The 19313-nt window shown below is 69.3% G+C and carries 15 protein-coding genes; 5 read left to right on the top strand and 10 right to left on the bottom strand.

Features of this window, described 5'->3' with window-relative positions; translation table 11 throughout:
* Positions 1–844 precede the first annotated feature (844 nt).
* Complete coding sequence (locus tag AC6I72_RS31210; protein ID WP_498004481.1) at positions 845–1924, top strand: protein kinase family protein; 1080 nt, start codon at positions 845–847, stop codon at positions 1922–1924.
* Between the two features lie 518 nt (positions 1925–2442).
* On the opposite strand, the gene AC6I72_RS31205 is transcribed toward AC6I72_RS31210, so the two are convergent.
* On the bottom strand, positions 2443–2682 hold the full coding sequence (locus AC6I72_RS31205; protein WP_498004480.1) for a hypothetical protein: 240 nt from the start codon (positions 2680–2682) through the stop codon (positions 2443–2445).
* A 105-nt stretch (positions 2683–2787) separates the two neighbouring features.
* Here AC6I72_RS31205 and AC6I72_RS31200 point away from each other — a divergent pair.
* A protein-coding gene (locus AC6I72_RS31200; RefSeq protein WP_498004479.1) for an IS630 family transposase occupies positions 2788–3860 on the top strand; the annotation gives its coding sequence in 2 pieces (ribosomal slippage) (positions 2788–3298 and positions 3298–3860; 1074 coding nt in all).
* On the opposite strand, the gene AC6I72_RS31195 is transcribed toward AC6I72_RS31200, so the two are convergent.
* A complete protein-coding gene (locus AC6I72_RS31195; protein ID WP_498004478.1) occupies positions 3838–4548 on the bottom strand; it encodes a zinc-binding dehydrogenase in 711 nt (236 codons plus the stop codon). The genes AC6I72_RS31200 and AC6I72_RS31195 overlap by 23 nt on opposite strands.
* Before the next feature lie 141 nt (positions 4549–4689).
* Here AC6I72_RS31195 and AC6I72_RS31190 point away from each other — a divergent pair, with 141 nt between their 5' ends.
* The gene (locus AC6I72_RS31190) at positions 4690–5310 is read left to right on the top strand and encodes a TetR/AcrR family transcriptional regulator (RefSeq protein ID WP_498004477.1); all 621 of its coding nucleotides are present in this window, start codon (positions 4690–4692) and stop codon (positions 5308–5310) included.
* A gap of 971 nt (positions 5311–6281) precedes the next feature.
* Here AC6I72_RS31190 and AC6I72_RS31185 read toward each other — a convergent pair.
* The 7 genes from AC6I72_RS31185 to AC6I72_RS31155 form a co-directional block, all read right to left on the bottom strand.
* Positions 6282–7199 carry an NADP-dependent oxidoreductase gene (locus tag AC6I72_RS31185; protein ID WP_498004476.1) on the bottom strand — a complete coding sequence of 306 codons (918 nt, stop codon included), beginning with the start codon at positions 7197–7199 and terminating at the stop codon, positions 6282–6284.
* Between the two features lie 25 nt (positions 7200–7224).
* Positions 7225–7650 carry an ester cyclase gene (locus AC6I72_RS31180; protein ID WP_498004475.1) on the bottom strand — a complete coding sequence of 142 codons (426 nt, stop codon included), beginning with the start codon at positions 7648–7650 and terminating at the stop codon, positions 7225–7227.
* Positions 7647–8591: an SDR family oxidoreductase gene (locus AC6I72_RS31175; protein WP_498004474.1), complete on the bottom strand. Its 945-nt coding sequence runs from the start codon at positions 8589–8591 to the stop codon at positions 7647–7649. The genes AC6I72_RS31180 and AC6I72_RS31175 overlap by 4 nt, the downstream gene beginning before the upstream one ends.
* Positions 8592–9731: 1140 nt before the next feature.
* Entirely contained in the window at positions 9732–10190 is a 459-nt protein-coding gene (locus tag AC6I72_RS31170; RefSeq protein ID WP_498004473.1) for a DUF6924 domain-containing protein, read from the bottom strand.
* A gap of 294 nt (positions 10191–10484) precedes the next feature.
* Entirely contained in the window at positions 10485–10976 is a 492-nt protein-coding gene (locus AC6I72_RS31165) for a nucleotidyltransferase domain-containing protein (RefSeq protein ID WP_498004472.1), read from the bottom strand.
* Between the two features lie 217 nt (positions 10977–11193).
* Positions 11194–12189: a GNAT family N-acetyltransferase gene (locus AC6I72_RS31160; protein ID WP_498004471.1), complete on the bottom strand. Its 996-nt coding sequence runs from the start codon at positions 12187–12189 to the stop codon at positions 11194–11196.
* Positions 12190–12643: 454 nt separating this feature from the next.
* Positions 12644–13621: an amidohydrolase family protein gene (locus AC6I72_RS31155; protein ID WP_498004469.1), complete on the bottom strand. Its 978-nt coding sequence runs from the start codon at positions 13619–13621 to the stop codon at positions 12644–12646.
* Between the two features lie 70 nt (positions 13622–13691).
* On the opposite strand from AC6I72_RS31155, the gene AC6I72_RS31150 reads away from it, so the two are divergent.
* Both AC6I72_RS31150 and AC6I72_RS31145 read left to right on the top strand, forming a co-directional pair.
* Positions 13692–14612, top strand: coding sequence for a LysR family transcriptional regulator (locus AC6I72_RS31150; RefSeq protein ID WP_498004468.1), 921 nt, complete (start codon positions 13692–13694; stop codon positions 14610–14612).
* A 300-nt stretch (positions 14613–14912) separates the two neighbouring features.
* Entirely contained in the window at positions 14913–15605 is a 693-nt protein-coding gene (locus AC6I72_RS31145; RefSeq protein WP_498004467.1) for an HNH endonuclease family protein, read from the top strand.
* A gap of 351 nt (positions 15606–15956) precedes the next feature.
* On the opposite strand, the gene AC6I72_RS31140 is transcribed toward AC6I72_RS31145, so the two are convergent.
* Positions 15957–19187 (bottom strand): TIM-barrel domain-containing protein, encoded by a 3231-nt coding sequence (locus tag AC6I72_RS31140; protein WP_498004466.1) that lies wholly within the window; start codon positions 19185–19187, stop codon positions 15957–15959.
* Positions 19188–19313: the final 126 nt, after the last annotated feature.

Genomic DNA, 19313 nt, shown 5'->3' with positions numbered 1-19313 from the left:
GTGCAGCGCACACCGCCCGATCCGCTCGGCCTCCTGTCACTGGCAGCGCGCGCCGCAGTCCTCCCGGGTCGTGTGGCGGCGGGTGGAGGCGTTTTGGGACGGCGATACCGTGCACGACTGGTTCGTGCTCCTGGTCGCGGTTCTGGACTCCCCAGACGGGGAGAGCCACCTGGCGACCGTCTACCGCCGCCCTGACGGCTCTCCGCCGGGCGTAGCTGCCGCCGATGCAGGCCGGACGCTGGCCGACCACCTTGGCGTGCCGTTTCACTTCGCTTCTTTGGACAGTCCGGGTGACGAGGCACCACGTTGGCGGCCAGCCCGGCGCTGACGGAAGGGCCGTGAGCCCGTGGCCCGGTTGTGGAGGCGGCGGCAGACCGAGACCGGCGGGTGTTCCAGGTGGGCCTGCCGTCCTACCAGGGCAGCGAAGACGGTGCCGTGCGGGCCTCGGAGTACCGGGTCTGAGGCCGAGCCCCGCAGCACGTGCGGCCGGTCGACGGCGTCGACTACGACCAGGTCCCCACCGACCGCCGGGAAGCACCGACGCCCCCGTCGGCCGTCCGCGAGATCCTCAACTCATCGGCACCGACGTCGCAGCGTTGAGGCAGCGGGTGGTCCACAGCGCATCCGGGGCACACGGGTGAACGAGTGCCGTTTATGCAGGTAGAACGCTTGCGGTCGCGTCCGTGGGAAATCGGTGCCAAGGGCGCGTCATCGTACGAGGCGCCATCCGGGAGCCAGGGGGGGGCGACTTCCCGTACCTGCTCCTTCGACAGCCCCGGCGGATAGGCTCGACCAGGTCCGAGAGATCACCGCAGCCCTGGTTCTGGGCACCGAGGAGTCGTCGATGCACCATCCGGACCCGCGGTATGCCGAGCGGCTCGCCACGTATGGGACCATGGCCACACGCCTGTCCCTTCTGAGTGACCGTCGGCTTGGTGAGGTCGTGGCCGCCGCCGACCCGCTCGGGTCCGGCATCGGCGGCAGGTCGGCGGAGCTCGACATCGGCGGCACGCGGGTGTTCGTCAAACGGGTGCCCCTGACGGACACCGAGTTGCGGCCAGAGAACGTGCGGTCGACGGCGAACGTCTTCGGACTGCCGCTGTTCTACCAGTACGGGGTGGGCTCAGCGGGGTTCGGGACCTGGCGAGAGCTGGCCGTGCACGTCATGACCACCAACTGGGTCCTCGGGAACGAGTATGAGGGCTTTCCCTTGATGTACCACTGGCGCATCCTGCCCGACTCCCCTCCCGAAGGGTTCGCCGACGAGTTCGGAGACCTCCACGGGGCGGTCTCGCGCTGGGAGGGCTCATCGGCCGTGCGCGAGCGTCTGGAGGCCATCAGCCGGTCTTCGTCCAGCCTGGTGCTCTTCTTGGAACACGTCCCGCAGACACTCGGCGACTGGCTGCACGACTACCGGACCGCCGCACCGGAGGACGGGGAGAGCTCGCCGTACCCGTGGGTGGAGCAAGCCCTGGCGCGCGGCACCGCCTTCATGAGCTCGCACGGGCTCGTCCACTGCGACGCCCACTTCGCCAATGTCCTGACCGACGGTCGGCTGCTGTACTTCGCGGACTTCGGACTCGCGCTGAGTTCCGGCTTCGAACTGTCAGGGGCCGAGGCGGAGTTCCTCGCCAGGCATCTCGCGTATGACCGCTGCCACACTGTGAGCCATCTGCTCCGCCACCATCTGCCTGATGGTCTGCGCGGCGATATGGAACACGAAGTCTTCCTGCGCGAGTGGATCGCCTGCCACCGGCCCGATGGCGTCCCGGGCGAGATCGCCGCGATCATTGACCGGCATTCCCGAGCTGCCCTGGTCTTCGGTGAATTCGCCCGTCGTCTGCTCACCGAGAGCAAGCGGACGCCATTTCCGACCGCCGAGGTCGGGCGGGCCTGGGGCACTGCGGTCGCGGCATCCCTCTGAGCTTGGCGTTTACAGTAATCGAGAAAATCACGATCGGAGTCTGAGCACGGCGCAATGAAGGACGCCTGGTCTGGGATTCCGGACCAGACGTCCTTCGTGATGTGTTCGACGACGAGTCCGAGGAGAGCGGCGCGGGCGGCAGCACCGTCGAGGGCGTGCCGGGCGAAGGTACACCGCACGCTCGCGGTGGCGGGCAGAGCGCGGGAAGGGCCATCGACCCGGCATCCGGACGGCGGGGCGGCGCGGACCGGAGCTGCGGCGGCGCGCCTCCCGGGCATGCACGGTGACCGGTTACCGAGCAGGGCGTGCGCCGCGCGCTGTGGCCGGTCTCCCGGATTTTGCCGCGCGGCCGGGGCTGCCTCGGACCGTACAGTGCGGTGGTGCGGGGCCGGCACGTCGATCACCGAAGCGACCGCCTCGTCGCCGGCGGGCGGCGCGACTTCGCGAAGTTTCACCCCGACGAGCCGAAGTCAGAAATGCACCAGCAGCTCACCGTACCCGTGCTGGCGGCGGGTGGGTTACAGGAGGATGACAGTGCGTTCGCCGGGTGCGTCCTGGTGGGCCCAGGCCGCCTCGACCTGCTCGAGCGGGAAGGGGTGTGGGCGCACGGCCATGCTTCCCTCGGCGATCGCGGCGACGAGCTCAGTGAACTCCCGCTGCATGACGTCCATGGGGACCGCTCCGATGCCGCTGCCCAGGACGCGGAATGCGTTGGAGCGCATGGCGTGTCCGGACAGCGTGATGGTGTCTCCGCCCATGCCGCCGATCTGCACCCAGTCGAGCAGGCGGGTGTGCTGGGTACTGAGGTTTTCGGGTTGTCGTCGGGTGGTGACGGTTCATGATCCCTGCGGTATGCCGGTGAGGTGAGGTATCCGGAGGGTGGGGGCCTGACCGCTGAGCGTCGGGCGTTTCGTGAGGGGATCCGGCTTCAGGCCGCGCAGCGGTTCGCGGCAGGTGAGAAGACGGAGGTGATCGCGAAGGATCTGCGGGTGAGTGTGCGGTCGGTGGAACGGTGGCGCCGTGCTTGGCGCGAGGGCGGCGCGGAGGCCTTACGCTCGGCGGGGCCAGCGAACTCCCCGACCGTCACCGATGCCCAGTTCACCGTGCTCGAGGAGGAACTCGGCAAGGGTCCGTCAGCGCACGGCTTCGATGACGAACGCTGGACTCTGGCCCGGGTCCAGACGGTGATCCGCCGCCGTCTGCGGGTGAGCCTGTCGGTGGCGACGGTGTGGCGGCTGCTGAAACGGCACGGCTGGTCCTGGCAGGCACCGGCCCGCAGAGCCCTCGAGCGTGACGAGCACGCGGTGGAGCTGTGGAAGAAGGAGGTGTGGCCCCAGGTAAAAGGCTCGCGGCGGCGTGTGACGGCTGGATCGTCTTCGAGGACGAAGCCGGCTTCTCGATGACGCCACCGGTGGCCCGCACCTGGGGCCGGCGCGGACACACACCCGTCATCCGCGTTCGTGGCAGGTCCCGTCGCCGGACCTCGGTCGCCGCCCTGTGCTGCTACAAAGCCGGTGAGAAGAGCCGTCTCATCCACCGGCCCCGCACCCATCTCCTCCTCAAGGGCACACGCAAAAGCTTCTCCTGGAAGGACTACCGCGACCTGCTGGTCCGCGCGCACATCCAGCTCGACGGCCCGATCGTGGTGGTCTGGGACAATCTCAACACCCACCTGGCCGCTGGACTGAAGCAGTACGAGGCCGAGCACGACTGGCTCACCACCGTCCGTCTCCCGCCCTACGCACCCGACCTCAATCCCGTCGAGGCCGTCTGGTCGCTGGTACGCAGGGCGATGGCCAACACCGCCTTCGACACAGCCGATGACCTCGACCGCATCCTTCGCCGCGAGTTACGCAAGATCCAGCTCCATCCCCACCTGATCGACGGCTGCCTCACCGCCACGGGTCTGACCATCACCCCACCGACCCCGCCCTGAAAACCTCAGTACGTGCCTCGAGGATGGCGCGCATGGCGAGTTCGGTGGGAGGTCCCCATACACAGTCGAGGACCACGTCGACCGCTGCGGCGGCCTCTGCGAGCGCGGCTGCGGTGGCGTTCCGGTCGGGGGTGAGTTGAACGATGCCGTCCGCGCCTTCGGCGGTGAGTTCGTCGAGGCGGGACCGGTTGCGCCCGGCGGCGATCACGCGCTCGGCTCCGAGATGCTTGGCGACCTTGACGGCCATCGATCCGGCGTTGCCGGTCGCGCCATGCACCAGGACCGACTGCCCGGCCTGAAAGGGCACTCGGGTGCGCAGCGCGGCCCACGAGGACAAGGCCGGGTTCATGGTGGCGACCAGGAGTGCGGGGTCGGTTCCGTCCGGGACGGGGATGGCGGTGGCCGGGTCGATCGCGATGCGCTCGGCCAGGGAGCCCGCGCCCATCGGCATGACGAAGGCAAGGCTGCCGTCGGCCCGGCGGGCTACGGCGTCGGCACCGGCCAGGGCAGGCAGCGTCTTGGGGCTGGTGTAGTGCTTGCCCGCAGCGATTCCCTTGGTGGCACGGTGCACGCCGACGGCCAGGACGTCCACCAATTCCTGGCCGGGGGCGGCCTCGGGGGCAGGGATGGAGCGGAAGTGCGGCGGCTCGTCGAACGACTCCACCAGCGCGGCATTGATCATGGACATGCACGTTTTCCCTTGCTCGGCACAATTATTAAGATACCGATGCGTTTCTTATTGCCTCAAGCGTACGACGGCAAGTTAAGATACGCAAGCGGATCCAATCGCATGGCGAAGTGCCATGAAGATCGACATACGGGGGTAGCAGTGAGTGAGCGGCATATAGAAGACACCCCCACCCGGCGCAGGGGCGCCGCCCTGGAGAAGGCGATCACCGATGCCGCCTGGGACGTACTCGTCGAGCACGGCTACAACGGCTTCACCTACGAGGCCACCGCAGCACGCGCCGGAACCAGCAAACCGGTGCTCTACCGGCGCTGGCCGCACCGGGAGGACCTCCTCGTCGCCACGCTCGCCCGGCACTGGCATCCACTCGACATCCCGGACACCGGCAGCCTGCGCCAGGACGCCCTCGCCCTCCTTCGTACGGTCAACGCCGAGCGGGCCCGCACCGTGATACTCATGCGCATCCAGCTGGCGGACTACTTCCGCGAGACCGGCACCACCTTCCAAGACCTGCGCAGCCGCCTCTCCCCCACGGACCAGCAGCCCCCCTTCGCGACACTCGTCGACCGCGCCGTCAAACGCGGCGAGCTTACGGACGTACCGCGACCCGATCGCCTGGTGAACCTGCCCTTCGACCTGGTGCGCCACGACATGTTGATGATTATGGGAGCAGTGCCGGACGAGGCGATCGTCGAGATCGTGGACACGTTGTGGCTACCCCTGCTCGGCCTCTCACCCTCCGGCATACATGCACGGCACTGAGCCCGCAATGACGCGCCGCCGCAACTCTCGAGCCCCCCCGAGGCCCTCGCCCCTGGGCCGGACTGGGAGTCCCGGCCTCAATCTCCAGCAGGACGCGACTGAGCGGCATCGCACAGCTCCCCGATCACGCAGCTCAGGTACTTCGGTGCCGAAGTCGAAGCGCCCACGCGCAGCGCATTCGATTGCGGGGGCGATCAGCTCGGTCCGACGGCCGAGTTCGACGACGACCCTGGAAGCCGGTTTCCCGGCCCGCCTCGAGAACCGCGGCGCCCGGCCGATGCCGATGCTGCGGACCTTCGTCGCCAGGAAGGCCGCGTGGCCGTACTGAAGAGCCGGATCCTCGGGCAGCAGCGGGTAGACCCGCTCGGTTTCGCCGCTGTAGCCGACCATGCCGGTGCGCGGCTTGATCGGTCCGTCCGTGTCCCGGGCCGCCACCTCGCAGATCCGGCACTCCGTGCAGCGGAACAGGCGGTGCTGCTCTCGTAAGGGGATCGCCGAGGTAGGCCTTTAGGCTCCGCAATCGTGCACGAGCCGCATCGCGCCCGTCCCGACTCTGGCCCGAGAGGTCACCGACCCGAACCCATTCCCGACACGCTTCAGCCCAGATCGGCAGCCAGTCGCAGGAGATGATCGCCTACGGAAACGACTGACCCGGTCGTCTGGTATCAGCCTTCTGCTGCGCCGTGATTGCGCTCAGGGGTGGAACCGCTGCCGCGGTCAGCGGAAGGTGTCTGTCTAATGGCGCGAGCGGGTTCTCGTCCACCACGACGTACTCGGCGTGGTGCCCCGGCAGGCAACGTTTACCCGTCAAGAAGGATCCCAGCCAGCCGTGTCACGGACCGATCACCTGGCCCAGGCCCTTCCATGTCCTTCGACCGGAGCACTCGCTTTGGCGCAGCCGTTGCCGGCCCAGAAAGGAGGGGGAAAGCCGACGGGACGAGGGACTCCCTCATCCCGACGGCTACGGTGCGTCATGGCTGGACGATGACCTTGCCCTTGGCGTGGCCCTGGGCGAGGTAGTCGAACGCGTCCGCGGCACCACTGAGCCGGACCGTGCGGTCGACCACGATGTCGATACCTTCGTTCGCTATTGCGACGACTTTCGCCAGTCGCTCGGCGTCGGAGGCGTGGAAGACGAACTCGGCGCGGAGTCCGCGAGCGGCGGCACGCTCGAAGTCCGGCGGGACGGGGAGGCTGACCAGCAGACCGCCCGGCTTGAGGACATCGAGCGACCGAGCCTCGGTCTCACCACCGACCGAGTCGACGACAACATCGACATCGGATACTGCAGTGCGGAAGTCGACGCTGGTGTAGTCGATGATTTCATCGGCCCCTAGCTTCCGGACGATCTCGGCAGCAGCACTGGACGCGGTGGTCACCACGTGTGCACCAGTGCGATGGGCCAGTTGGATGACGAAGCTGCCGACGCCGCCGGCGCCTGCGTGCACGAGCACCTTCTGGCCGGACTTCAGCTCTGCGATCTCGGTGACTGCCTGCCATGCGGTCGCCGCGGCGGTGGCCAGGCCGGCGGCGATGTCGAGCGGAATCATGGTCGGCGCGGCCACCAGACTCGTCGCCGGGACCACAGCGTATTCCGCGACAGCTCCACCGGCGGTCGGGGCGGTGCGAGTGATCACCGCATCGCCGATGCTCCAGCCCGTCACACCGGATCCGAGTCGCTCCACCGTACCCGCGAGATCAGTGCCCACGATCGAAGGGAAGGTGATCGGAAAATACTCCTGAACGTGGCCCGCGCCGATCTTGACGTCGAGCGGGTTCAGGGCCGCTCCCGCGACCCGGACCAGGATCTCGCCCGGCCCGGGGACTGGCTCGGGAACGTCGTTGACGACCGGGTTGCGGCCGTATGCGGTGTACTGCAATGCCTTCATCGATGTGCTCTTCCGTGTCGTTGCTTCAGGGGGCAGGCGAGGCGTCGACCTGCCGGAACCATTCGAGCCAGTCCTCCAGGTGCCAGGTGCGGGCGATGCGTCCGTCGACCAGTTCGTGGAACTCGTGGATCCGGACTTGGAACTCCCGCTCGGTCGCCGGGACGCCGAAGGTCTCGCCGCTGTGCACGCCGCGCATCTCGCCGCGCACGCCGACGAACCCGTCGCCGTCGGGGCCGCGGCCGTCGACGATCTGGTGGACCACGATGCGGAAGTCGCTGAAGGCCTCGCCGACGCCCTTGATCAGCGAAGCGGCACCGGCTCGGCCTGGGGGCTGGCCCGGACCCAGCGGGATGTCGTCCCAGTCGTCGGCGACGATGTCGTCGAGGAGCTCGGGTTTGCCGCTGAAGGCCGCGTAGAAGGTTCCGATCAGGTCTTCGATGGTGCGTGTCATTGCTTCTCCTCAATGGTGGTGGGCACGGCGACCGTGAGGAGGTCGTCGATGCCCAGTTGGCGGAAGAACGTGAGTTGCTTGGCTGCTCGCACGGCGTCGAGTTCCTCGATGCCCTTGCGCTGCGCGTCGACCACGACCCGGCGGGGGCGCTTGCCCCGGGGCTTCTCGAGCACCTCGGCCAGAGCCCGGCCGACGGACTCCACCTGCGCGGGGGATCCGTCGTTCGCGAGGTCGATGGCGTGCAGACGCTCGGGGATCTGTGCGCCTCGCTCCGGCAGGCTGGCGTACTGGGTGACGACGGCCGCGTCCGCAGGCGGATTGCTGTGCGCGAAGTGTTCAGTACCTTCGGTGAAGGCGCCCGGTACGACGATCACGGTGTCGATGCCCAGAGGTGCCACTTCCAGGCCCATCGACTCGGCGAGGAGTTCGCCCGCGGCCTTGCTGGCGATGTAGGTCGCCATGAACGGCTCGGCGATGTGGGCGGTCGTGCTGCTGATGTAGGCCAGCGTCCCTGAGCCTTGGCGGCGCATCACCGGGAGCACTGCGCGGTTGACTCGCAGCCAGGACACCGCGTTGGTGTCGAGGATCCGCAGGAACTGATCCGGGGTGAACCCCTCGGCGACGCCGGCCATCAGCATGCCGGCGTTATTGACCACGACGTCGATCCGCCCGTACTCGCCAAGGACGAGGTCGACGGCGCTGCGGCAGCCGGGTTCGGACAGCACATCCAGTTCAAGCGCCATCAGGCGCACCTTCTCGGCGGATGCGAGCTCGCGCAGCTCCTCCGCCCGCTGGCTGTTGCGCCCGTCGAGGTCGCGCATCCCGGCGTACACGATGTGACCTGCGCGAGCGAGTTCCACCGCGACGGCGCGGCCGATACCGCTGCCGGCCCCGGTGACCATGACGACGAGGCTGTCGGATTCCTCGGTGGTGGTGGGCATCAGGCGATTCCTCCATTGGTTCTGATGAGCTGGCCGTTGCCCCGTCCAGAGGCGGGAGAGGCCGGTAGGCGACGAGGTCCGCGAGATCTACGGTCGCCGAGCCGCCGACACGGCGAGTGCCTTGCCTGCGGCGGCTTCGGTGGTGTCGGCGCCCCCGACTTCATCGCCGCGGAGGTGGTCGACAAGCGCGGCGAGCCCCGCACCCGCCAGGCCCACCACGGTCGCGCCCCCGGGCCCCCTGATGCACCGGTGACGATCGCCACCTGATTGGGCTCCACGACTGTTGTGCCTTTCTGCTGGTCCCGAACTTGCGGAATCAACAATCGCCTGCGGCGGGCTGTGCGAGAAGGCGTCGCTCACCCTGGTGACGGCATCACCACCCTTGAACCAGGCAGTGATCCGGGATCCGCGCTCAGCCGCAAATGTTCCCAGTCGGCTATGTCATCGAGGTGCCCCACGATGTACAGCAGCACAAACCGGATGATCTTGAAAGGCCCGGCCAGGGGCCGAGCACGCACCCACCGCACGACATACCCAGGGGCCAATCCGTGGCCGCCGACCCGGTCTCGTATTCGTAGTGGCAGCAGCAGCTGCATGAGAAGCGGAGCAGCTCGACGCACCCCCGAGTCGGCACGCCATCGCTGCAAGCGCACCAAGGACACCGTTCCCCAGCGCTGAACTGGTCCAGGAACGAGGAACAGAGCCATGGCGACCAAGAGCAACCACGCCGACCGACCCCGCTGTGGCGCGAGGGTGCCTGGAGTGGACGGCGGCCGGGCTGAAGGGGCTGTGCTTCAAACGGCTGAGCGAGCCCTACGTCGGAGGCGCTCGGCTGTGGCGGAAGTACAAGGTGCGGGTCACCAGCGAGGCCATCATCGGCGCCGTCACCGGGTCCCTCGCCGAACCCCGGACGGTGCTGCTGGGGCCGCTACGACAGAGCAGGCCGCCTTCAGTACACCGGGCGCAGCACCACCCTGTCCCGCCAGGCCCTGGGCCGTACCCTGGCCGAGATGATGGCTCCGCCGACGGGTGCGCACCCGTGGGAGGGGCGGACGTTCTCGGCGGGCTGGGGAACGCAGCGCGTGCTCGCGGTGGTGCTGGAGGTGGCCGTGGACGTCGCCCGGGACAGTGCCGGCCGGTTCAGGCGCCCGGCCCGGCCGCACCGGATCCGAGGCTGACGATGAAGAAACCGGCCGCGGCGAGGGTGATCCTGAACGGGGCGTCGTCCTCGTCGGGCAGGTTGTTCACGGCCAGCAACGGAAACTCCGCGGAGGCCAGGGCCTGTTCGTCGGCGATGAGGAGGAAGGGGCTGTCGGGCCAGTCCTCGTCGTCACGGCCGACCCGCTCCTGCAGCCGGCCGGGCGTGAAGCCGGTGTAGGCGCCCCGCTTGTCGCGTCGGCGGATTCGGTGGCCTGGGCGGGTTCGACCCGGCCACGGCGCGGGAACGGGACCGCCGGCCGGCGCCCCCAAGACCAGTGCCTGCCAGCTGGCCGGCTCGCCATCCTCTTGGTCGCGCTGGGCGCAACGTTCGCGGGCCGCTGCACTGCAGAGAGCCTGAACGGCGCGGGGAAAACCGGTCTGCTGCTGCGGATTGAGCACCTTCTTCCACCCTCCGAGCCGTTGTGGCAGGTCACGCCGGTGCGCACGCCACCAGGGCTTACGCTCGCGGCGGGCCGATCCCGTCCGGGGCGTCGACGGCGGTCCGTGCGGGCGGCGACCGCAGGCCGCTGCCGGTCTCCACCACGACAGCGGCGAACCAGCCGGTGTCGAGCACGTCGGAGGCGGTCGGCAGGCGACTCCCACTCCCCAGCGCGCTTGCTCCCGCGACCCCGTCCAAGGCGGTGTCGCGGTGAGTCGGGTTCAAGACGAGGGGAAGCGCGCTTGGCGGGCTGCTCAGAAGTGGGTGGTGATGCCGAACGTCTGCCGGAGCTGGGCCATGTCGTGACGGTCGTGGTCAGCCGGTTCACAGCCCTGGTGGAAGTAGACCTGCTGCTCCGGTGACAGGCACGGGACGGTGGTGGCCGAGATCGTGCCGGTGACGAAGCACGCGGCGGGATAGACGAAGGGGTGCTCCGGGTCGGGCGATGCCTGCACAGCGGATCCGTCCGCCGCGAAGACCAGGGGATGGAGATCGATCTCCCGCCCGCGGGGGCCGGTGATGACGAACCGCATGGGACGCCAGTCGAGGGTCCCGGCGAATCCGGCGCCCCTGAGAACCGCCATGAGATCCGGTTCCTGGCTGCTGCGGTGCATCAGGTCCAGGTCGCGGTGTTGGCGCGTCTGCCGCCCCACCAGAGCATCGATACCCCAGCCGCCCCCGACCCAGAAATCGAGGCCCGCGTTCCGCAGCACGCCGAGGATGGACAACACGTCGTCAGCCGTCATCACCCCGCGCACGCTAGCGGTTCTCCTCCGGCCAGGGCGAGCCGTTGTGCCGTCACGGCAGTTCAGAGACGCGGGCAGGCCCAGCCGGCGGTGCCCGCGTGCTTGAAGTGCTTGCCCACAACTGGCAGCCCGGACTCGGGGTCGCCCCTGAGTCCGTCGTGGTACCAGCCTTTGACATCGCCGAAGCCTCGGTACGGCCGGCAGCGGTGGCCTCGGTTCAGCCCTGCTGGCCCACCGGAGCAGAAAAGATGAAGCGGACTTCCGTCGTGCGGTATCCGGCGCGAGTAAAGGCGGCCGCCATCGGGCGGTTGCCGAGGTCGGTCGTGGCGGTGATGCGTTCCGCGCCGTCGTCGGCCTGAAAGCGGGTGATGGCGGCGAGGATCTCCGACACGTAACCGCGGCCGCGCAGTTCGGGGACGACACCGAGGTAGCCGACGTTACGGCTGTACGGAGTGGCCGACGGGATCGCGAGGCCGGCCAGGGCTCCGTCCGGGGTGTGCGCCAGACGCCACCACTCGCGCTTACCGGGACGGTCCAGGTAGAACTGGAGGCTTTCGCGGGCGGTGGCCTCCGGTCCCATGGCCGCCTCGCTCTCGACGGTGTGGGCGTCCAGTGTTCCCTCGGCGACCCGCAGCATCGCCTGGAGGAAGACCTCGTCGTCCGGTTCCGGGGAGAACACCAGATGCTCGGGCTCGGCGGGCAGCGGATCCTGCGGCGTCCACTCGAACTGCAGCCGCTCCACCTCGACGCTCAGGCCCGCGCGGTGAGCCGCCTCGCGACGCCAGGCCACGGCGGCAACGTGCTCAGGATCACCGCGCCACGAGGCGGGCAGTTTCATGAGGTTGTACAGCGGCGGCATCTCGGCGCCCGCCTCCCGGAAAGCCTGATGGCCCGCATCGAGGAGCGCGGCGGCCAGTGCCGCGCGCTCGGCCACGGGAACCTCGTCGGCTGTGGCAAGACAGTCGAGGGCGACCGGGTGCACGCTGTCGCTCTGTCCCCACCACAGAGCACGAGCCAGAACGCGGCCGTCCGGCCCCCAGGCAGCCCAGGTCCACTCCGGGCGGTACATACGCTGGGCGGCCTCTTCCCGGTATGCACCGGCAGGCAGCCGCCACACGGGCTCAACGGAACTCAAGGCCAAGATCTGATCAAGCTCCGCGCCAGGACCCGCTATGGCGGAGAAACGGGGAGCAGTACTGCTCAGGAAGGTCATTCAGCACCTTTCGAGTGCGAGAGAAAACAGCGGCCGACAGCACACGGGCGGGACGACCGGAGACGAGAGAGAACCGCGAGCAGGACGCCACCGACGTCCACTCGCGCATCACGCCCGGTGCACCTCGCGCCGACCGCGAGCGATCCTGCCAGGCGTCCGTGGCAGGGACAATGAATTAACTGGCCGGGCCGCCCCCTTCGGCATAGTGGGTGTCAGCCGGACGCGGGCAGGACCGGACGGCCGATGTGGTGGTGCTCGACCTCCACACCCCGCTTGAGCAGTTGACCGGCGGAGTTCTGAGCACGCAGGGCCAGGGCGCCCATCGAGGCCGCAGCTCCCCACCGCAGCCGGTGAAGCCGACGTCCGAAAAGTAATGTGAAGGACGACGCACGCAGGCGCTCCGCCCCCTCGGGAGCGAGGCGGTGACGGCCATGGGCCGACGGCGCTCGACGGGCTATGCCGTGACGTCCGCCGGTCGGGCGCCGTCGAGGCGGGCTGCGGCGCCGGGGAACAGGACGGCTGCGTTGCGTCCGATGTCCTGGCGTTGCCGCGGCGTCAGGCCGTCGAACTGGAGCAGGGATTTCCGGTTGGCTTCGACGGTCTCCTCGGTGCTACAGGGCACCCCGGAGTCCGAGCCGTAGACGAGGTGGTCCGGCGTGGTCATCGTGAGTGCCGCCGCCAGGCAGGACGGGAACCCGGTTGCGGCGGTGTCGAGGTAGAGCCGCCGCAACTGGACTCGGATCTCGTCGGCGCTCAGGGCCTTCGGATTGGGGACCCATGCCTGGGCGCCGAGCAGCCCGAGCCGGCCCGACATGGCCGGCAGCGCGCCCCCGCCGCCGCAGTGGGCGACGATCAGTTTCACGTTCGGGTATTCGCGGAACACGCCTGCGTAAAGCATGTCGACGATCGTCCGCGTGGTCTCGAAACCGACCTCCAGCAATGGTGCCGGCCGACCCTGCACGCCGTCCGCGTACGCGTCGGGGTGCGCGAGCACCGTGGCGCCACGGCGGTCGAGTTCCGCCCACATCGGTTCCAGGCTCGGGTCTCCGAGGTACACGCCGTTGCGTCGGCAGGTCACCGCGAAGCCGTCCGCGCCCAGTTCCGCCGCTCGGTCGAGTTCGGCCATCGTCGCGGTCACGTCATCGGTGGGCAGGGCGGCCAGTAGGCCGAAGCGGTCGGGATACTGCCGTACCAGGGCCGCCCCGTAGTCGTTGGATGCCAGCAGGGCCTCGGTCGTGTCGGGCTGGTTGCTCAGCATCTGCATGCCGATGCCCGTCCGGTCCATCTGCTCGAGCGTCCGCTCGACGGTCCAGTGGTACGGCTCCGGCGCCAGGAAGCAGGCATCGCGCATCGCCCGCCAGGTGGCCTCCCGCTGTCCAGGGGTGGTCGGCGGGGTGTAGTGGGCATGCACGTCGATCCAGGTATCGCTCATGGTGTCAGCCTGCGCCGCTCAGCGCTCTCAAGGAAGCGCATACTTCCCATGTCCGTTATAGAGTTGATCTATGTCCGCCGGGATCCGGCTGCAAGGCCTGGACAACAATCATCTGTACGCGCTCTACGGGTTGCTGACCGAGCGAAGCGTCACCGGCGCCGCCATACGGCTCTCGCGCACCCAGCCGACGCTGTCGGCCGCACTGGCCAGACTGCGCCGCCACTTCGGCGACGAACTTCTCACGCGCGTCGGCAACCACTACGAGCTCACCCCGTTCGCCGCCCAGTTGCAGCCGTTGGTGAGCGTCGCGATCGCAGCGGTCGAGCGGGTGTTCTCGGCGCAGTCGGAGTTCGACCCGGCGGGATCTGACCGCGTGTTCACCATCGTGTCCTCGGACTACGGGACGAGCATCGCCGGGGCCCGGCTCGTCGCGCTGCTCGAAGAACGCGCGCCGAACGTGAGTGTCCACTTCAGCCCGGTCACCGCCGAAGTGCTCGCCCGAGACGGGGAGTTCTCCCGCACGGTGGACGGGGTCTTCATGCCGCACGGCTACTTGGACCTGCCATGTTCCCTCACCCTGTTCCGCGACCGCTGGATCTGTGTGGTCGCGGCCGACAACCCGGATGTCGGCGAGCACCTGACGATGGCCGACCTGTCACGGCTTCCGTGGGTCACCACGTTCGGTGACCCGCTCGGGAGAGCGCCGGCGTGGCGGCAGATGGAATTGCTGGGCGTCGTGCCACGGGTCTGCGCGATCGCCGACTCGTTCCTGGCGATGCCGCACATGGTCCGCCGCAGCGGGGGGATCGCGTTCATGCAGCAGAGGCTGGCCCGGGATCTCGCCCCGGTGCTCGGCGTGCGGATCGTCGACACGCCGTTCGATGCCGTACCGATCGTAGAGGCGTTCTGGTGGCACCCGATGTACGACACGGACCCCGGTCACACGTGGCTGCGCGGGCTGCTCGCGGAGGCCGCGTCGCAGCTCCAGTGAGGCGGGTGTTCAGGCCGTGGGGCAGGCGGCGGCCGGGCATCGGTTACGGCCATCGCTCGCGGCCGAGACCCAGCGCACCTCACCGCCCTTGGCGTCCTGGCCGCAGGTGCGGTGTGGGCCGCGGCCTCTGGACTTCCACTGAGCGTCCGTCCCGCGCGTCGGCAGGCGGTGCGAGGTGGTCAGTGGTTCGGCGCGCCCGTCCTCGCCCATGACTCCGGGTCACCGGCCGCTGGGTCGGCGGCGGACGTGCGGCGCACTTCCCGTCGGGCGACTCAGGCGACCAGAGCGGCGGACACTCTCATGCATCTTGCCCGTCCCGCTGCCCTGCTCGCCTCCCTCACCAGCCTGCTCCTCACGGCGCTCGCCACCGCGGCCACCAGCCCCAACATCACTGCGGTGCCGCACCAACAGGGGCGGCCGCCGGGGCAACCGTCACGCTGCCCGTCCGCGACACCCTGCCCCCAGTGCGCGAGGAGGACCGGACCGGCTACCAGCGGTCCAAGTTCAAGTACTGGACCGACGCGGACCACGACGGCTGCAACACCCGCGCCGAGGTCCTCGAGGCCGAGGCCGTCACCGCGCCCGAGCAAGGCCCGAACTGCCGCCTCACCGGGGGCGTCTGGCACTCCCCCCGACCACTACATCAGCGGGCCCAGCGGCCTGGACATCGACCACCTCGTCCTCCTCACCGGAGCCTGGCACTCCGGCGCCCGCACCTGGACCCCAACGGAACGCGAGGCCTACGCCAACGACCTCGGAGACGACCGCGACCTGATCGCCGTCTCGGCCGCCGCCTCCAACCGGTCCAAGGCCGACCAGGACCCCTCCACCTGGCTGCCCCCGGCCGCCGGCTACCACTGCACCTACGTCACCGGCTGGATGACAGACAAAACCCGCTGGAGCCCGACCATCGGGGCCCCCGGACAGACCGCCCTGGCCGAGGTCCTCGAACAGTGCCCCGACACCGCGATCACCGTCACCCTCGCCCGATAGTCCCGCACCCTCCTGTCGACCGCCGGGCCCGCGGCAACGCTGCGGGCCCGTGGAGGGCTGGACTCGCGCCGCTTCCGACGCGCCGAGGCAGTTACGCTTCCCTTGCAGTTGATCAGGTGGTGAGCGGCCGCCTCGTCGGCTGGGCGATCGCGAATCACACGCGCACCGATCTCGTCATCGACGCCCTGGCCGCCGCCGATCCAAGACACCCATCGCTCCACCTCTCGATCAAGGTGTTGCGACGATCGATGGAATCCGCGCTTTTGCTCCGGCGCCACACCCGTCGGGAGGAGCCGGCTGACCGGCAGCGCCGCCGGCCCCGGCGCTACCGCCGGGGCTCGACCGTCTGCCTCAGTTGTACCTGACCTCCAGCGGACGGTGCACCGACTGGGCCGGAGCGGTGACGGTCAGGGTCCGCGAGCCCGCGTCGAAGGACCAGTGGGCGGCGGAGACCCGCCGCCCGTTGACGAAGACCTGCTTCGGCGCGTGCGCGTTCATGAAGGAGACCGTCCACGCGCGGCGGGAGACCTGGCCCTTGAACGATCGCGACGCCGGGGCGATCGAGACCGTGTGGTTCGCGCCGTGCTCGGCGTAGCGGATCGCCGTCGTGGCGCTCTGCCTGCTGTCGGCCGTGGTGCCGTTGTCCTCGTACAGGCTCGTGGCCCCCGGCGCGCCCTGCGCGACGGTGACCGTCGCCTTGGTGAGGGGGTTCTGGACATCATTGGCGACGTTGCCGGTGCGCGTCGTCATGATGCCGCCCGACTTGACGAAGACGGGCATCGAGTCCAGCCCCGTGGTGATCTTCTGCGTGGTGCCGCCCGCGTACGTCTTGCCGGTGAAGTAGTCGGTCCACGAGGAGCCGGCCGGGAACCAGACGGACGTCGTGGCCGATTCGCCGGGCGTGGTCACCGGGGCGACCAGCACGTCGGGGCCGTAGAAGTACTCGCTGCCCGCCGTCGCGTACGCGTCCTGGCTCTCCGGGTACTGCACGTAGGCCGGCCGTACCACGGGGGTCCCGGTGCGGTTGGCCTGCTCGGAGAGGCTGTACGTGTACGGGACGAGGTCCTCCCGCAGGTTCAGGAACTTCCCGGCGGACGCGTCAGCGGCCGGCCCGTACTGCCAGGGCAGCCGGTCGGCGTGGTTGCCGTGCAGGCGGTCCACCGGCTGGAAGGTGCCCAGCTGCACCCAGCGGGCGTACAGGTCGTCGGGCAGCTTCGTGGTCCCGGGTTCCGCGCCCTTGGCCTGGGTGCCGTCGTTGTTGAACCCGCCGATGTCGTGCGACACGTTGGACAGGCCGGTGGACGCCGACTCGCCCGGGGTGTAGCCGACCTCGAACTTGAGGGTGGCCCAACTGGACGTGGAGTCACCCGTGAAGTGTGCGGTGGTGCGCTTGTCGGCCCACGGCCCTGACGGCAGGCCGTGCGGGTTGTAGTTGCCCTGCGGCAGCGCCCCGAAGGCCCGGGAGAGCGCGAAGGAGCGCTGGCCGTTCTTCGCCGAGTCGTCGGCGTACTGCTGGTTGATCCAGGCGTCAGGCGTCACCCCGCCGAGGGACGAGACGGACGCGTCGCAGCACCAGTCGAGCCACCAGACGTCCACGCCGGCCTTGTCCATGGGCTCGTGCAGATCCAAGTACGCTTTGAGCTGGTCGGGGTCGCCCCAGTCGAAGGTGTAGGTGTTGTTGCCGCTGTCCTTCAGCTTGCCCTTGGCCGTGGCCTGCGCCTGGGCGAACCTGGGGTCGTCACCGGAGATGCTCGGGTGGATGTTGAGCGAGTTGTGCAGCCCCTGCGCGGCCGACCAGTCGAAGAACGCCTTGGGGTCGGGGAACTTCTTCGGATCCATCTCCCAGCCGTCCCAGGTGCTGGGCGACTTGAAGTCCGTGTCGGTCACCAGGACGTCGAGCGGGACGCCGTCCTTGCGGAACTTGGGCAGGATGGTGTTCTCGTAGTCCGCGGCGCTGCGGTCGTAGTACTCGGAGTACCAGACGCCGTACGCCCAGCGCGGCAGCAGCGCGGAGGGCCCGGTCAGGGTGGCGAGGTCGGCCAGGCCCTGCTGGTAGTCGTGTCCGTAGCCGAACACGTACCCGTCCTGGTATCCCTTCCCCGCGTGGTCGCCCCGCTGCGTGACCTTCCGGGTGGCGTTGTCGAAGATCGCCGAAGCGGTGTCGTCGAGCAGCGTCCAGCCGTCCTGGTAGAGCAGGCCCGGCGTCGTGGGCGCCTCGCCGTTGACGCCGTCGAGGCTGCGGCGGTACCCGCCGAGCGGCGCGTGCGGGGAGAGCAGCGGCGAGGTGCGCGAGGTCACCGCTGCGGTGTCGAGGTTGACGCGGCAGCCGTCGTCCTCCGGGCAGCCGACGGTCACGTCGTTGGTCCCCGCGGCCAGGTGCACCGGCACGGTGGCGGTGCGCCAGGCGTCCCAGTCACTCGTAGCGGGCAGCGAGGCCTTTACGGGGACGCCCGCGCCGACCTTGACGGAGATGGCACGGGCGGCGCCGCTCGCGTCGCCGTTGGAGTACCGAAGCTGGAGGGCGTAGTCGCCGGCCTTGGGCACGTCGACGACGTGCAGCGTGTCCCGCGCGCCCGAGGACTCGAGACCGGCCACGAACCCGCGGCCCGAGTAGCCGTTGTGGTCGGACTTGAGCGCGGCGGAACCGCCGAGGCCCGCGGTCTCGGCCTGGCAGACGGTGCCGAAGGAGCAGTCCTCGACCGGTGGATTCACGGGGTCCGGGTAGGGCGCTCCCGGCGTCAGGACGGCAAGGTTGTCAAGGTTGACGTTGCCGGAGTCGGCCGCGGTCCGTGCGAAGGTGACGGTGTGGGTGCCGGCCGACAGGTTGAGCGTGACCGACGTCGTGGACCAGGTGTCCCAGTTCGCGGTCTTCGGGAGCGTCAGCGTCTTCGCGGCGCCGCCGTCCGCCGACACGCTCAGGGTGCGGTCCTCGTCGCCGCCGTCGCCGCCGACGGCGTTCGCGTAGCGGGTGGCGACCTGGTAGGTGCCGGCCTTGGGTACGGTCACGGAGAACGACAGAGAGTTGCCCGTCGACTGGAAGCCCGCCGCGAAGCCGGAGCCGGTGTAACCGGAGTGGTCCATGGCGACGCCGACGCCGTTGAGGGTCTGGTCCTCTGCCTCGCACCGCGTCCCGACGGCGCAGACCGGCGCGTTGGGCCAGGGAGCGGCGGTGACCGACTGCTTGCCGGCCTTCTGCGTCACCTTCAGGTTGTCCGCGGTGAACTTCCCTGAGCCGACCTTGTACGTCAGCGTCATGGCGCTCGTGCGGATCGTCAGCTCGCCGTGGCGCGTCGACGACGTGAACGGGGTCCTGCCGAACGTGTCGCGGCCGATGGCGTTGAAGGTCGCCGCGTCGACGAACTTCGCGTCCCCCGCGTACTCGGTGCGTATGAGCGTCGGGGAGAGGACCTCGAACCGGGCGTCGCCCGAGACGACCTCAGAACGCGCGGCGCTGTGACCGCGAGCCGCTTGCGCGCCTTGCGCTGCCTGTGCGGGGGACCCGGCGGCTCCCAGGGCCACCAGAACGCCGGCCGCGGCAGCGGCCGCCGTGAGTTTGCGACGCTGTCGCCATCTGTGAGTCATGGAACCCGGTACTCCTTCGGTATCTCCTGGAGGGGGTACTTCGCCTGCGCTGACAACGATGTCAAGAATCGGTGAAGCGGCAGCCGGGGCGCGCACACCAGGGTGCGGGAAAGTGCGGGGGCTCGT

The sequence above is a fragment of the Streptomyces sp. Xyl84 genome, from assembly GCF_059731885.1.
This window is presented reverse-complemented; position numbering and strand designations above follow the sequence as displayed.

What these genes read in the sequence shown, in the direction of transcription:
- AC6I72_RS31210 (WP_498004481.1), top strand. Translation starts at nt 845, where the DNA reads ATGCACCATCCGGACCCGCGGTATGCCGAGCGGCTCGCCACGTATGGG.
- AC6I72_RS31205 (WP_498004480.1), bottom strand. Translation starts at nt 2,682, where the DNA reads ATGGGCGGAGACACCATCACGCTGTCCGGACACGCCATGCGCTCCAAC.
- AC6I72_RS31195 (WP_498004478.1), bottom strand. Translation starts at nt 4,548, where the DNA reads ATGTCCATGATCAATGCCGCGCTGGTGGAGTCGTTCGACGAGCCGCCG.
- AC6I72_RS31185 (WP_498004476.1), bottom strand. Translation starts at nt 7,199, where the DNA reads ATGAAGGCATTGCAGTACACCGCATACGGCCGCAACCCGGTCGTCAAC.
- AC6I72_RS31180 (WP_498004475.1), bottom strand. Translation starts at nt 7,650, where the DNA reads ATGACACGCACCATCGAAGACCTGATCGGAACCTTCTACGCGGCCTTC.
- AC6I72_RS31175 (WP_498004474.1), bottom strand. Translation starts at nt 8,591, where the DNA reads ATGCCCACCACCACCGAGGAATCCGACAGCCTCGTCGTCATGGTCACC.
- AC6I72_RS31165 (WP_498004472.1), bottom strand. Translation starts at nt 10,976, where the DNA reads ATGACGGCTGACGACGTGTTGTCCATCCTCGGCGTGCTGCGGAACGCG.
- AC6I72_RS31160 (WP_498004471.1), bottom strand. Translation starts at nt 12,189, where the DNA reads ATGACCTTCCTGAGCAGTACTGCTCCCCGTTTCTCCGCCATAGCGGGT.
- AC6I72_RS31155 (WP_498004469.1), bottom strand. Translation starts at nt 13,621, where the DNA reads ATGAGCGATACCTGGATCGACGTGCATGCCCACTACACCCCGCCGACC.
- AC6I72_RS31150 (WP_498004468.1), top strand. Translation starts at nt 13,692, where the DNA reads ATGTCCGCCGGGATCCGGCTGCAAGGCCTGGACAACAATCATCTGTAC.
- AC6I72_RS31145 (WP_498004467.1), top strand. Translation starts at nt 14,913, where the DNA reads ATGCATCTTGCCCGTCCCGCTGCCCTGCTCGCCTCCCTCACCAGCCTG.
- AC6I72_RS31140 (WP_498004466.1), bottom strand. Translation starts at nt 19,187, where the DNA reads ATGACTCACAGATGGCGACAGCGTCGCAAACTCACGGCGGCCGCTGCC.